Origin of the sequence: Paraburkholderia solitsugae (genome assembly GCF_013177695.1) — a bacterium.
In the GTDB taxonomy this organism is placed as follows: domain Bacteria; phylum Pseudomonadota; class Gammaproteobacteria; order Burkholderiales; family Burkholderiaceae; genus Paraburkholderia; species Paraburkholderia solitsugae.
The window spans coordinates 92520-106210 of record NZ_WOEY01000028.1; the positions used below are offsets into that span (position 1 = coordinate 92520).

Annotated in this window: 12 protein-coding genes; 5 read left to right on the forward strand and 7 right to left on the reverse strand. The window is 62.8% G+C overall.

The window, feature by feature from the left end; all coding sequences use genetic code 11:
• Positions 1 to 376: 376 nt before the first annotated feature.
• Entirely contained in the window at positions 377 to 745 is a 369-nt protein-coding gene (locus GNZ12_RS07675) for a c-type cytochrome (protein ID WP_172309775.1), read from the forward strand.
• A gap of 59 nt (positions 746 to 804) precedes the next feature.
• Positions 805 to 1188 (forward strand): c-type cytochrome, encoded by a 384-nt coding sequence (locus GNZ12_RS07680; protein WP_172309776.1) that lies wholly within the window; start codon positions 805 to 807, stop codon positions 1186 to 1188.
• A 193-nt stretch (positions 1189 to 1381) separates the two neighbouring features.
• On the opposite strand, the gene GNZ12_RS07685 is transcribed toward GNZ12_RS07680, so the two are convergent.
• From GNZ12_RS07685 to rsxB, 3 genes are all read right to left on the reverse strand, one after another.
• Positions 1382 to 1816 (reverse strand): DUF1841 family protein, encoded by a 435-nt coding sequence (locus tag GNZ12_RS07685; RefSeq protein WP_172309777.1) that lies wholly within the window; start codon positions 1814 to 1816, stop codon positions 1382 to 1384.
• 96 nt (positions 1817 to 1912) lie between these two features.
• A complete protein-coding gene (gene nth / locus GNZ12_RS07690; protein ID WP_074285000.1) occupies positions 1913 to 2557 on the reverse strand; it encodes an endonuclease III in 645 nt (214 codons plus the stop codon).
• A 20-nt stretch (positions 2558 to 2577) separates the two neighbouring features.
• The gene (gene rsxB, locus GNZ12_RS07695) at positions 2578 to 3414 is read right to left on the reverse strand and encodes an electron transport complex subunit RsxB (protein ID WP_172309778.1); all 837 of its coding nucleotides are present in this window, start codon (positions 3412 to 3414) and stop codon (positions 2578 to 2580) included.
• Between the two features lie 230 nt (positions 3415 to 3644).
• Here rsxB and GNZ12_RS07700 point away from each other — a divergent pair, with 230 nt between their 5' ends.
• Positions 3645 to 4277 (forward strand): TetR/AcrR family transcriptional regulator, encoded by a 633-nt coding sequence (locus tag GNZ12_RS07700; RefSeq protein WP_172309779.1) that lies wholly within the window; start codon positions 3645 to 3647, stop codon positions 4275 to 4277.
• An 87-nt stretch (positions 4278 to 4364) separates the two neighbouring features.
• Here the strand turns inward: GNZ12_RS07700 and GNZ12_RS07705 are convergent, their stop codons facing one another.
• The gene (locus GNZ12_RS07705) at positions 4365 to 5642 is read right to left on the reverse strand and encodes a polyhydroxyalkanoate depolymerase (protein WP_172309780.1); all 1278 of its coding nucleotides are present in this window, start codon (positions 5640 to 5642) and stop codon (positions 4365 to 4367) included.
• Positions 5643 to 5821: 179 nt separating this feature from the next.
• Positions 5822 to 7702 (reverse strand): glycoside hydrolase family 15 protein, encoded by a 1881-nt coding sequence (locus tag GNZ12_RS07710; RefSeq protein WP_172309781.1) that lies wholly within the window; start codon positions 7700 to 7702, stop codon positions 5822 to 5824.
• A 230-nt stretch (positions 7703 to 7932) separates the two neighbouring features.
• On the opposite strand from GNZ12_RS07710, the gene GNZ12_RS07715 reads away from it, so the two are divergent.
• Positions 7933 to 8178 (forward strand): hypothetical protein, encoded by a 246-nt coding sequence (locus GNZ12_RS07715; protein WP_054035019.1) that lies wholly within the window; start codon positions 7933 to 7935, stop codon positions 8176 to 8178.
• Positions 8179 to 8409: 231 nt separating this feature from the next.
• Here the strand turns inward: GNZ12_RS07715 and GNZ12_RS07720 are convergent, their stop codons facing one another.
• Complete coding sequence (locus tag GNZ12_RS07720; protein ID WP_073429502.1) at positions 8410 to 8562, reverse strand: DUF3096 domain-containing protein; 153 nt, start codon at positions 8560 to 8562, stop codon at positions 8410 to 8412.
• Between the two features lie 172 nt (positions 8563 to 8734).
• Here GNZ12_RS07720 and GNZ12_RS07725 point away from each other — a divergent pair, with 172 nt between their 5' ends.
• A complete protein-coding gene (locus GNZ12_RS07725; RefSeq protein ID WP_172309782.1) occupies positions 8735 to 10024 on the forward strand; it encodes a lactonase family protein in 1290 nt (429 codons plus the stop codon).
• 221 nt (positions 10025 to 10245) lie between these two features.
• Here GNZ12_RS07725 and GNZ12_RS07730 read toward each other — a convergent pair.
• A partial coding sequence (locus tag GNZ12_RS07730; protein WP_328805964.1) for a DNA translocase FtsK occupies positions 10246 to 13691 on the reverse strand: 3446 nt, incomplete at its 5' end.

Genomic DNA, 13691 nt, shown 5'->3' on the forward strand with positions numbered 1-13691 from the left:
GCTCGCGTAAGGTGTCACCCGCGGTGTCGGACACCGGCTCGCGTGCGGTTGCGTCGCTTGCGAGCAGCCTCTACGCGTCCGGCGTGCCCGGTGGGCGGGTGCGCCGGGCGTTGGGCGTCGGACGTCTCGGGCAAGGCCGGCGGAAACGCTGCGGGTGGCACGAAGCCACGCGCAGCAGGCGCGATGGAGCAAAATGGCGCTAGTCGTGGCTTTGCGGTGGCCGGATGCGCCGCTGGCCCCGCGCGGTGGACGTTCGGCGCGGCGTCGCGGTACAATTAGCCCGATTTTTTTAGCCTGCGTGGCTACCCTATAAGAATGACGGCGCGGGCCGTTGCCTTTTCGGGCGCCCGTTTCCCCTCAAGCCAGGTTACATGCTATGAATAAATTCGTCGGCAAACACGTCGTGATCGCAGCGCTGTCGGTGCTCGCGGGCTATGCGGCCAGTGCGCAGGCAGCGGATGTCGTCGGCAACGCGAAGGCGGGCCAAGGCAAGGTCGCGATGTGTATTGGCTGCCACGGCATCCCTGAATACCGTACGGCTTACCCTGAGGTCTACCGCGTGCCGATGCTCGGCGGCCAGAATCAGGCGTACCTCGAAAACGCCATGCACGCCTACAAGAAGGGCGACCGCCATTTCGAAACGATGCGCGCGATCACCACGTCGCTGTCGGATCAGGACATCGCCGACATCGCTGCCTACTACGCAGCGCAAAATGCCTCTTCGAAGAACAATCCCGACAAGTGATCGGCTGCGGTCACCCAACCGGTCACTCGGCTAAATATATTCGCGGGATAGGAGAATTCATGAATAAGCCCCAACAGGCACTCCACACGGTGTTCAAGGCTGCATGCGCGTCGGCGGCAGTTATCGGTCTGGTTGCAGCGAACGGCGCGTACGCCGCTGACGCCGGCAACGGCAAGGTGCTGGCCGGCAACCACAACTGCGCGGCTTGCCACGGCGCCAACCTGAACAATCCGGTGAGCCCGGAATATCCGAAGCTCGCCGGTCAGCATTCCGACTACGTCTACTGGGCGCTGCGCCAGTACCAGATGGGCAACGGCAACCCGCACCTCGGTCGCAACAACGCGATCATGCAGGCGCAGGTCCAAAGCCTGTCGCCAAGCGATATGAAAGATATCGCGGCCTACATCGAATCGCTGGACGGCGCTCTGGTGCAGAAGAAGTAATCGCGTCGCGCTGTTTTTGCGTTGCTTTCAGATTGAACGACACCCCGCTTCGGCGGGGTGTTGTGCTTTTGGGGCCGTGATTCGCGCGGTGTGGCGGATGGATGGTGCGGCGGCTCGAGGCTCGGGCGTGCTCGCGGCGGGGCTTTGGGCGCCCTGAAATCCCTTGAGCGCCTGAATTGCCTGGGGTAATGCTTCAGTCCCGCGTGGCGCGCTGCTCGATGCGCTGCAAATAGGCGTCCGTGTCTGGCGGAGTGCCGGTGCGCTGCGCTTCCCAGATGGTTTCGCCGAGGCAGTCCATGATCGCGTGCTGCGCCTCGTGGGTCGAGCCGAGCCGTGCGGCGAGCCGCTCGTGCGCCGCGCGGATGCCCGGTGGCTGGTCGATCGACAACTGTTCGGTGATTGCCAGATGCATCGACAGATGCAGGAACGGGTTGGTCTGGCCGCGTTCGGGCGAGTAGTCCTGAGCCTGGGCGGCTTCCGTGCTGGCCAGATCGGTGTGATATTCCGGATGCTCGACGATCCAGTCGGCCGCGATCGCTTCGAGCGGCGTCAGAATCTCGCCTTGACGCTGCTTGCGCCAGGTGTCGGTGAAAAATTGGCGGACTTCGTCGCGGCTAGGATTGAACATCGTGGGAGCGGTGCGGTTGGTGTGGGGCGCCTGAGGCGTGCGTGCAGGGCGCCATTTTACGCCGGGCCAACGTAGCGTGCTGGCGGCGCACCACCCTCAAAGATCCGGTGGCGGCGTCTTGGGCCGGAATTCGCACAGTGGCTCGATCACGCAATGCCAGCATTCCGGCCGGCGTGCTTTGCAGACATAGCGGCCGTGCAGAATCAGCCAGTGATGGGCATCCTGCTTGAACTCGGCGGGCGTGAATTTCTCCAGCGCTGCTTCGACCGCGCGGACGTCTTTGCCTGGCGCGAGCCCAGTTCGATTCGCAACCCGAAAGATGTGCGTATCGACGGCGATGGTCGGATGACCGAACGCCGTGTTCAGGATCACGTTCGCCGTCTTACGGCCGACTCCCGGCAAGCTTTCAAGCGCTTCACGATCTTCCGGCACTTCGCCGCCGTACTGGTCGAGCAGAATGCGGCAGGTTGCGATCACGTTCTTCGCCTTGGTCCGATACAGGCCAATCGTCTTGATGTAGCCGGCAACCCCTTCTTCGCCGAGATCGAATACCTTCTGCGGCGTGTTCGCGACCGGGAACATCTTGCGCATCGCCTTGTTCACCGACACATCGGTGGCTTGCGCCGACAGCAGCACGGCAATCAGCAGTTCGAACGGTGTGGTGTACTCGAGCTCGGTCGTGGGATGCGGGTTGAGACTCTGAAGCGTCTCGTAGATGGCGCGGCGTTTGTTCGCGTTCATGCGCAGCGTAGAGTCAAGGGTTAGCGCTTCGTTGGCGGAATTTCAGTGTTACCCGCGGTGTTGTCCGCGGCAAGTCCGAGACGGCGGCGGCGTGCTTCGGCGGCGTCGATCTGCGCCTGCACGTCGGCGCTGACGCGCTCGATGTTCTGCGGACCCTGGCCTTTGGCGGTCAACTCTTCTTTCTTCTGGCGGGCACGCTCGAGTGCGGCCTGGATAATCGCGCGTTTTTTCGCTTCGGCGTCATCCGCTGCGGGCGCGGCGACGGTTGCCGTGGCATTGATCTCTGTCACCTGAGCGGGTGTGCTGCTGACCGCTCGCCGCGCTGCAGCACGCGCTTCGGCAGCTTCGCGTTCGCGTGCGAGACGGGCCTCACGCTGGTTGTGGCGCTCGCGCGCGGCGTCGGCCTGGCTCTGGCTCCATGCGTCCCAGCCGGTTGCCTCACCCGTGACCGGCGGCATCGCAATGCAGTCGACCGGGCAGGGGGGCACACACAGGTCGCAACCGGTACAGAGCTCGACGATGACCGTATGCATCTGTTTCGGTGCGCCAACTATTGCATCGACTGGACAAGCTTGCATGCACAACGTGCAGCCGATGCAAACTTGTTCGTCGATAACCGCCAACGGACGCGGCCGTTCGACGCCGTTGGCGGAATTGAGCGGAATCACCGGTTTGCCGAGCAGGGCGGCGAGACGCGCGATGCCTTCGGCACCACCCGGCGGGCACTGGTTGTAGTTCGCTTCGCCACGGGCGACGGCTTCGGCATACGGACGGCATGCCGGATAGCCGCACTTTGTGCATTGCGTTTGGGGCAGCAGATCCTCGATACGGTCTGCGAGTGTTTTGGAGTCGATCACGGTCACAACGTTGGAGCTTGCCTTGCGGCCGCGTGGGCTGAACTAAATAGCACATTATCGCCGATTTCCCCAATTGCCATCCGCAATCCATGTGCCATAATCGAAGCGCTTTTTCGAAAGACCGCATAAGGGTGTTCCCCCAACCAGCCCGTTCAGTGCTGTCGGTGCAAGGCCCGAGGAGAGGCCGGCGGCGCGATCCGGATAACGCGGCTCACGAAGACGATGCCACCATGAATCAGCCGAAAATCAAAAGAGATCCTGAAGGCACGCGGCGCCGCATTCTGCTTGCGGCTGCCGAAGAGTTTGCAAATGGAGGGTTGTTCGGCGCGCGCGTCGATCAGATCGCCCGCCGCGCGGAGACGAATGAACGCATGCTCTATTACTACTTCGGTAGCAAGGAGCAGCTTTTCACTGCGGTACTCGAGCACGCATTCAGCGCGCTCAATGAAGCGGAACGCGCACTCGAACTGAACGGCATTGCGCCGGTCGAGGCGGTGACACGTCTCGCGCATTTTGTTTGGGATTACTACCGCGATCATCCCGAGTTGCTGCGTCTCGTCAATAACGAGAATCTGCATGAGGCACGCTACATGCAGAAGTCGACGCGCATCCGCGAAATGATCTCGCCAATCGTTGCCACGCTCGGCGGCATTCTTGAGCGGGGTCAACGCGCGGGGCTGTTTCGCACCAACGTTGATCCGCTGCGCTTTTACGTGACGCTGTCAGGCATGGGCTACTACGTCGTGTCGAACCGCTTCACGCTCGAAGCGACGCTCGGTCGCGATTTCAGCAGTGCGAGCGAACGCAGCGAAGTGATTCAGATGAACACCGAGTTGCTGCTTGCGTATCTGTTGCGGAAGTAAGCGGCTGCGCGTAACGGCATAAGACGCGTCACAAGAAGCAACGGCCTCTGAAGAAGAGGCCGTTGTTTATGTCTGCGCGCGCGGTGCTCAGGCTTCGACTTTTTCCTTCGCTACCTTCGGCGCCTTATTGTGCTCGAGGATGAAGTCGCGCAGCTGCGGATAGATGATGGTGCGCCAGCGACGGCCCGAGAAAATGCCATAGTGGCCGCATTTTTCCGCGGTGAAGTGACGCTTGTTCTCTTCCGGAATGCCGCTGCACAACTCTTGCGCGGCGAACGTCTGCCCGTCGCCGGAAATATCGTCCAGCTCGCCTTCGATGGTGAAGAGCGCGGTTTTCTTGATGTCCTGCGGACGCACCCGTTCGCCTGCGACGTCCCACGTGCCTTCGGCGAGACGGAATTCCTGGAACACGACGCGAATCGTGTCGAGGTAATAGTCCGCGTCCATGTCGAGCACGGCGTTGTACTCGTCGTAGAAGCGGCGATGCGCTTCCGCGTCGTCTTCGTCGCCGCGCAGGAGGCTCTGGTAGTAATCCCAGTGCGAGGCCGCGTGCCGCTCCGGATTCATCGCGACGAAACCGGTGTGTTGCAGGAAACCCGGGTAAACCTTACGGCCCACGCCCGGATAGTTCGGCGGTACCGTGAAGATCACGTTATTTTCGAACCATTCATACGAGTGCTGGGTGGCGAGCGAGTTGACCGAGGTCGGGCTCTTGCGCGCGTCGATCGGGCCGCCCATCATCGTCATGGTGCGCGGCGTGTCTTCGCCGCGGCTCGCCAGCAGCGAAATGGCGGCGAGCACCGGGACGGTGGGCTGGCATACCGAGATCACATGCAGGTTCTTCGCGCCGATGTGCCGGATGAATTCCTGGATGTAAGCGATGTAATCGTCGAGATGAAACTCACCTTCTTCGAGCGGCACCATGCGTGCGTCGATCCAGTCGGTCAGGTAGACCTTGTGGTCTTGCAGCAACGTGCGCACGGTATCGCGCAGCAGCGTGGCGTGGTGGCCTGACAACGGCGCGCACACCAGCACGATCGGCTCATCTTTCAATTGGGTGACAGCGTCGCTGTCGTCGGCGAATCGCTTGAAGCGCATCAGGCGGCAAAACGGTTTCTCGATAATCGTTTGTTCGATGATCGGAATGTTATGACCGTCTTTGACAATCTGATGAAGGTTGAACTCAGGCTTTTCGTAATCTTTGCCGAGCCGGTAAAGCAGTTCGTAACCGGCTGAGAGGCGTGTGGCACCGGGCACATAGGCCAATGGGCTAGCGGGATTCGCGAAAGATTTCGACGCGGCCTGGGCCCAGGCGGTGAGGGGGCTCAACATCGCCCGCTGGAATTCGTGCAGTTGGTAGAGCATGGGTGCTCCGTTTAAGCGGTTCGCATGGGGCTTGGCAAACACGCGTGTGGCGTTGCGGCAGGCCGTATTGGTTGTAGGCACATTGATTTTCGGCCAACAGTCTGCTCGATCATACTGAACAAAGCGTACTTGTGCAATGCAGCAATTTGCGTGCGGGCTGCGCGCAAACTGTCATCAAATCATGGTACTGGCGATGTTGCCGTGCCGCTATCAGGGGTTGCCGCAGCATCAAGTTCTTCTGCCGCGGTGCCGTTATGCGGCGGCTGTCCGGTCGCCTGAGCCATTGCCTGCTCGTGCTTCATCAGGTTCAGGCCGGTGTGCACCAGCGCCACATGTGAAAACGCCTGCGGGAAGTTGCCGACCAGGCGCTTCGCGGCCGGATCGTACTCTTCCGCGAGCAGACCGACGTCATTGCAGAGGCCGAGCAGCCGTTCGTACATCGCGATGGCTTCATCGATGCGCCCCTGTAATGCCAGGTTGTCCACCATCCAGAACGAGCACGCGAGGAAGGTGCCTTCGCCGGGCGGCAGGCCGTCGTCGTATTCGGTGGTGCGGTAGCGCATCACGAAGCCGTCGTGCATCAAGTCCTTTTCGATCGCCTCCACCGTGCCCTTGACGCGCGGATCCGCTGGCGGGAGGAAGCCGACCAGCGGCATCAGCAGCACGCTCGCATCGAGCTGGTCGCTGCCGTACGACTGGGAGAACGCGTTGAGCGCGGGATTCCATGCCTTGGCGCAGACTTCCGCGTGGATGGTCGCGCGGGTTGCGCGCCATTCATCGAGCGGGCCATCCAGTTTGAACATCTCGGCCGACCGGATGGCGCGGTCGTAGGCGACCCACGCCATCACCTTCGAGAAGGTGAAGTGCTTGCGGCCGCCGCGTGTTTCCCAGATGCCTTCGTCCGGCTCTTCCCAGATCGTGTCGAGGTGGCCTAGCAACGCGCGCTGCACGTTCCATGCGGTGTCGTCTGCCTGCAGGCCGCCGACGCGCGCGAGATGCAGCGCGTTCATCACTTCGCCATAGACGTCGAGCTGGCGCTGGCCGACCGCGTTGTTGCCGATCCGCACGGGTTTGGCATCCTGATAGCCCGGCAGCCAGTCGATTTCGAACTCGGGCAGGCGCCGCTCGCCGGCGATCCCGTACATGATCTGCAACTGATCGGGCGCGCCGGCCATCACGCGGCCGAGCCAGCTGCGCCACGCGCGGGCTTCGTCGTAGTAGCCGCCGCGCATCATCGCCAGTAGCGTGATAGTGGCGTCGCGCAGCCAGCAGTAGCGGTAGTCCCAGTTGCGCGTGCCGCCCAACTGTTCCGGAAGCGACGTGGTGGGTGCCGCGACGATGCCGCCGGTCGGCTCGTACGCCAGCGCCTTCAGCGTAATCAGCGAACGGCGGATCTGCGCGGCCCATTTGCCTTCGACCGTGCTGCGCGCCGACCATTCGAGCCAATGGTTCTCGGTACGGGCGAGCGACGTGTGCGGATCGCGGCCCGGCGGAATGCGCAGATGCGAGGCCGCATAGGCCAGCGAAAACGGCACGCGCTCACCTTCGCTCACGGTGAACTCGGCGACGGTCTTCATGTTCTCGCCGTGCAACTCGACCGGCGTGCGTAGCACCGCGGTGTCCGGGCCGACGATCGCCTTGATGCCGCTGTCGTGCTTCAGGCGATCGACCCACGGAATCGAAAAGCCGTAATCGAAACGCAGCACCAGTTCCATCTGCATGCGCACCGTGCCGCGTTTGCCGACGACGATCCGCACCATCTCCGACCAGCCGTTGCCCGGCGGCATGAAATCGATCAGCGTGACCGCGCCTTCGGGCGTTTCGAAATCGGTTTCAAGGACCAATGTTTCGCCGCGATAACGGCGCGTGATCTTGGGCGCTGTATCCGAGACCGGAGAAATCAGCCAGCGGCCGTTGTCGGGCGTGCCGAGCAGGGCGGCGAAGCAGGCGCCGGAGTCGAAGCGCGGCCAGCAGAGCCAGTCGACCGAACCGTCGAGGGAGATGAGCGCTGCTGTGTGGCCGTCGCCGATCAGCGCATAGTCTTCGATGAGTGCGGGCATGGAGGAACGCGTCGGTTTTACGCGGGGCGAAGGTCACCGCGCTTGGGGTTGTTGTTATTACCGGACTCGCGCTATGCGCTTTGGTTCAGCACGCAATGCGGCAAAACGCGAGTTGGTAATTGTCAAATCACTGCCTACAATCATTTTTCATGCCGATGCGCGGAGCTCCCCGGATCATGCACCGGCCTTGCCCATGGCGCATGCAGACGCCGTTTTCGAGGACCCAAGCAATGCTGAACCCGTCGAAATCCGATTGCATCACGATTCTCTCCGCCGCCAGCGAATTGGCTGACGATTCGATGTTGCCGCTCGAACATGGCCGGCTGGGCCTGAGCCGCAACGGAATGCTGGCTGCGGCGGCCTTTCTGATCGAACGGGCCTGCTTCCGGCGTCATCAGGAAGGTGACGGTCATTATGCCGTCGGTGGATTGTCGCTGCAGGGGCGTTTGCGGCTCGACCAGCTTTCGAACGGCTGACCGTCCACTGCGCGGGTTTGCGCCGCGCGGCGGTCTTGCATCCGGCACGCTGCGCCTCGCGCGAATCGGTCGCGCACGTACCGCTTCGCTGCGTCAACTGTTGCGCTGCCGCAGCCGGTATCGACACGCGTGCCGCTTCCACGCCGGTAATCCCTATGTGCGAGACGTTGCCGAGCCGGCACTGCGCCCGGTTGCACGTCCTTTCCTGCTCGTCCTGCTAACGGTCGCCGCCTAGAAGTGGGACGCCCCCACGCCGAAAATCCCAATGATGCCGATGATGATCAGATAGAGCGCGACGATGTAGTTCAACAGGCGCGGCATGACGAGAATCAGAATACCGGCGATCAACGAAACGAGCGGGCCCAGGCTGAGTGTGACGTTCATGAAGACTCCGTAGTGTGAGAGGGGTGAGACGCGGTTGAAAAGCCGGATTCACTGCATGATCCGACGCAACGCTTTTATACTTGCTTCGACAAAACAATTCGACCGATTGCGCGGCAGACCAGAGACACCGTTACAACCGAATTAACTAGATAACCGATGTCCAGGAGGTCCCATGCTTCGTCCTCACCGGGCCGCAGTGCGTGCCGTTTCATCTCCATTGCCTTCTGCTCAATCCACCTCATGGCGCGGCGGGCGGCCAGCTCCTCTGCGCTCCGCCCGCTCGATAATAAAAGGTTTCGTGCTCATGGTCTCGATTGTTGCTTCGCATGCGTTCGCGCAAGATGCCGGCCCGGCTCCCGCCGACGGCGTCTATGACATGCTGGTCGGCACTTACACCGGCGGCAAGAGCGAGGGGATATACGTTTATCGCTTCGACACGAAGACTGGCGAAGCGACCCGCGTGTCGGTCGCGCAGACGGTCAACCCGTCGTACCTGGTGGTGAGCCGTGACCGCCGCTTCGTCTATGCGGTCAACGAATTGCCCGGCGACAACGGCCCGGCCACGCAACGCGGCGGCATCAGCGCGTTTCGCTTCGACGCCGCGAGCGGCCAGTTGACCTTTCTCAACAAGGTCTCGTCGGATGGCAATGACCCGTGCTATCTGAGCCTGTCGCCGGACGGAAAATATCTGCTGACCGCGAACTACTCGGTGGCGGCCGATCCGGGCGGCAGCTTCGCGGTGTTCCCATTGCAGGCGGACGGTCAGGTGGGTGCGTCCGTGCTCACGGTGCACCATGAAGGCGGCGGTCCGGTGAAGGGACGTCAGGACAACTCGCACGTTCACTCCACCGTGTTCTCGCCGGACGGTCACTACCTGTTCGCGCAGGACCTGGGCGCCGACAAGCTGTACTCGTACCGTTACACGCCGGACGGTAGCCGCGGCCTGTTCGGCCCGACCGATTGGCGCTACACCCAGGAAAAAGCAGGCACGGGCCCGCGTCACCTGGTGTTCGGTGCGGACGGCAAGCATGCATATCTGACGAGTGAACTGGCCGCCACAGTCAGCACCTTCAACTACGCCGACGGCAAGCTCACGCAGGTGCAAACCATGCCGCTGACCGAGCCGGGCTTCAAGGGCGCGGTAGGCGCCGCGGCCATTCATCTGTCGCCGGACGGGCGCTTCCTTTACGCCACCAATCGCGGCGATGCGAACGAGATCGTGATCTTCTCGGTCGATCCGGTCAATGGTCATCTGAAGACGATCGGGCATCAGTCGAGCCTCGGCAAGTCGCCGCGCGAATTCGCGATCGACCCGACCGGCAATTGGCTGATCGTCGGCAATCAGAATAGCGGCACGGTGTATGTGTTCAAGCGCGATCAGCAGAGCGGCTTGCTCGAAGCGAATCCGAAGCGTATCGAGATCGATTCGCCGGTGGACTTCAAGCTGGTGTCGCCGTCGTGAGGTGGGGTTGCGCGCGATATGCACATGGGTGAGGTTGCGTTCAGCGCTCGACTTGAATATGAGCAAGCATGCGTTCGGCGTGTGATGCGGATGCGGGTAAGCATTCGTTGGCTGAGCCTGATCTGAATACCGCGTTGCATGAAAAACGGGTCGCTTCGAGCGACCCGTTTTTTTGTCCGGCTTTGGTTGGCTTTTGGTTGGCTGCTACTGGCCCGTCCCGTTTATTCCGCCGGTCCCGGCGCGAGCACTTCACGGCTGCCGTTGATGCCCATTGCCGATACAAGGCCCGCCGTCTCCATCTGCTCGACGAGACGCGCCGCGCGGTTATAGCCGATGCGCAACTGCCGCTGCACCGATGAGATCGACGCGCGCCGCGTGCGCACCACGAACGCGACGGCTTCGTCGTAAAGCGGATCGGCTTCGGCATCCGGCGTGTCGCCGAACAGGTCGGGCGACGCGCCTTCGGTCGCCGGGCCGTCGAGAATGCCTTCTTCGTATTGCGGTTCGCCGAACTGCTTCAGATACTCGACAATCCGGTGCACTTCCTCGTCGGCGACGAATGCGCCGTGCACGCGCTGCGGGTAACCCGTGCCTGGCGGCAGGAACAGCATGTCGCCCTGGCCGAGCAGCGATTCAGCGCCCATCTGATCGAGAATCGTGCGCGAGTCGATTTTCGACGACACCTGGAACGCCACGCGTGTCGGAATGTTCGCCTTGATGAGGCCGGTGATCACGTCCACGGACGGACGCTGCGTCGCCAGAATCAGGTGAATGCCGGCGGCGCGAGCCTTCTGCGCGAGACGTGCGATCAGCTCTTCGATCTTCTTGCCCGCGACCATCATCAGGTCGGCCAGCTCGTCGATCACCACCACGATCAGCGGCAGCGGCGCGAGCGGCTCGGGTGCTTCAGGCGTCAGCGAGAACGGGTTACCGAGCTTCTTACCCTTGGCTTCCGTATCGCGGATCTTCTGGTTGAAGCCTGCCAGGTTGCGCACGCCGACCGCAGACATCAGCCGATAGCGCTTTTCCATTTCGCCGACACACCAGTTCAGCGCGTTGGCCGCCAGCTTCATATCGGTGACGACCGGCGCGAGCAGATGCGGAATGCCTTCGTACACCGACAGTTCCAGCATCTTCGGGTCGATCATGATGAGCCGCACTTCTTCGGGCGTTGCCTTGAAGAGCAGCGAGCAGATCATGGCGTTGATCGCCACGGACTTGCCCGAACCTGTCGTACCCGCGACCAGCATGTGTGGCGCCTTCGCCAGATCGGCGACCACCGGATGGCCGGTGATGTCCTTGCCCATCGCCAACGTCAACTGCGAATGCGAGTTCTGGTAGACGCTGGCTTCGATGATTTCGGACAGGCGAATCGTCTGCCGCTTGGCATTCGGCAGTTCGAGACCCATGCAGGTTTTGCCGGGAATCGTCTCGACCACGCGAATCGACGTGAGGCCGAGGCCGCGCGACAAGTCCTTCATCAGGCCGACGATCTGACTGCCGCGCACGCCGAGTGCCGGCTCGACTTCGAAGCGCGTGATGACCGGGCCTGCCGAATGGCCGACCACAGTGACCGGCACCTTGAATTCCTGCAGACGCTGCTCGATCAGCAGGCCGGTTTCGATGAGTTTTTCCTCTGAAACAGGCTCGACATCGGTATCGGCGAGCGCGAGCAGGTCGAGGGTCGGCAACTCGACCATCGATGCCGCGGGCGCGCGGAATTCGAAGCCGTTGGCCGGGCTGTGGCCGCGCAGCGGCGTGCGCGGGACGGCGGGTTCTGCGAGTTCGGTGGGCTCTGCGGGCTCGGTCGACTGTTCGGTTGTGAAGTGGGCGGCGGAAGACGCGGTTGGGGTGGTGGGGAAGCCCGGTGCTGCCGGTGTTGCCGGTGCGTTCGGCGCGTAACCCAACCCGTCGGCGCTTTCGTCGACGATGGTGGCAGAGGCCGCCGGTGTGGCCTGAATAGCGAAGCCAGGGAAACGAACCACATTCGACGCGTGCAATGCAGCGCTTTGCGGCTGTACTGCGGCGACGGCGGTAGAAGCGTCCGAGGCGGGTGACGAGTTCAAATCGCCGGATATGTCCGATAGGTTCGATACACCTGATACATCCGATACATCCGATACATCCGATACATCCGATACATCCGATAGGGCAGGGGCGTCCACCGTTTCCGCATCGACGGGCGCGGGTGCTTCGCTCACGCTCGCGACGTGCCATGGCGGGGTGGCGTGATGCATTGGCACGGGCGTCGCGCTGTGCGCTTGCGTGGGTGTGATCTGCCCAATGTGCGTCGTCGCGTCCTGCGACAGTGCGGCAGCCGGGTTGGACAGCGGCACTTCTTCGGTGCACATTTCGCTAACGTGCGCTACTGCCGCTGTATCAGCAGTAGTCGTCCCATTCGACGCTGCGATTTGTGAATACGCGGCAGGCTGATCAAACGGCCGTCCCTGCTCAGTGCGCAAAGTTTCGGCATGCGCTGCTTCTGCGGGAACGGCGATGTTGGCGACATCCGATGCCGCCACCTGCGACGGCACCGCATGACTGATCGGTTGCTCGCGTTCAGCGGCTGCGTTTGCATTGCTGTCGCTCTGATTCGCGAATTGCGTCGGTTCGTCCTCAACGAGCGACGACACGTCCGTTTGCGCGTCGCTCGCCTGCAACTGGGCCGCGAAGATCTGAAACGGCGTGGGGGTGGGCACCGGCGCTGCATACTGCGAGGCAGGTGCAGGTGCAGGTGCAGGTGCAGGTGCAGGTGCAGGTGCAGGTGCAGGTGCAGGTGCCGGTGCGGCTAACGGTGTCGGTGCCGATACCTCCGCCGGTGCGGATGCTACTGCTTGCGTCGTCGCCGGTGCTGGCGGTGCTACTTCTTGTGTCGACGCCGGTACTAGCGGTGTTTCCGCCTGTGTCGATGCCAATGCGGACGCTGCTGTGGCCGCCGTGCCCAACGGTGTCTGGATGAGCGGCGGCTCAATCGGCCACTGCACGACGGGCTCGGTGTTGTCCTCGATCGGCGCCTCGGATGCCGCTTCGATCCGCTGCGTCTCTATTGGCGACTGCGGCGGTGTATGGTCCGGCGCATTCTCGGCTACGTTCTGCAAGGGCGCGCTAACGCTCGGCATCGCGGCGATTTCAACTTCGCTTGCACGCGACGAAGCCACACCCGATGGCCCCGTCTCGACCAGCGGCTCGGTGCTCAACGAATTCGTCGTGACGATCGCGTTTTCCGCGCCGCTACTGCGCGCGAGGCTGACGCCGGCGATGTCGGTCCAGCGCGCGGCGTTTTCCGCGATGCTGCGAAGCGTCTCCTGGACGCTGGCGGGCGGCGTGACCTTCTGTTCGGTGGCCATCGGCCGTGTATAGCTCGGTGCCGGTGCGCCGAACGAAGCCGGACGCTGCGTTGTCTGCGCCGGCGTGTTGTTGGGGTTCGCGGGCGGAGCGGACGAGAACGGCTGCTGGGCGGCCGTGGAGCGGCTTCCTTGCGCGCCTCCACGGGCGGCTGAACCCTGCATCGGCGACGGATGGCCTGCGCCGGCCGAGGCGTTTGTTACCGAACCGGCGGCCGAACCTGACACCATCCGCGCTGCCGCCATGGTGGGCGCCACTTGCGCGGCAGCAGCCGGAGCGGCGACTGCACCCGCCAGACCGGCCATACCCGCCATGCCCGGGC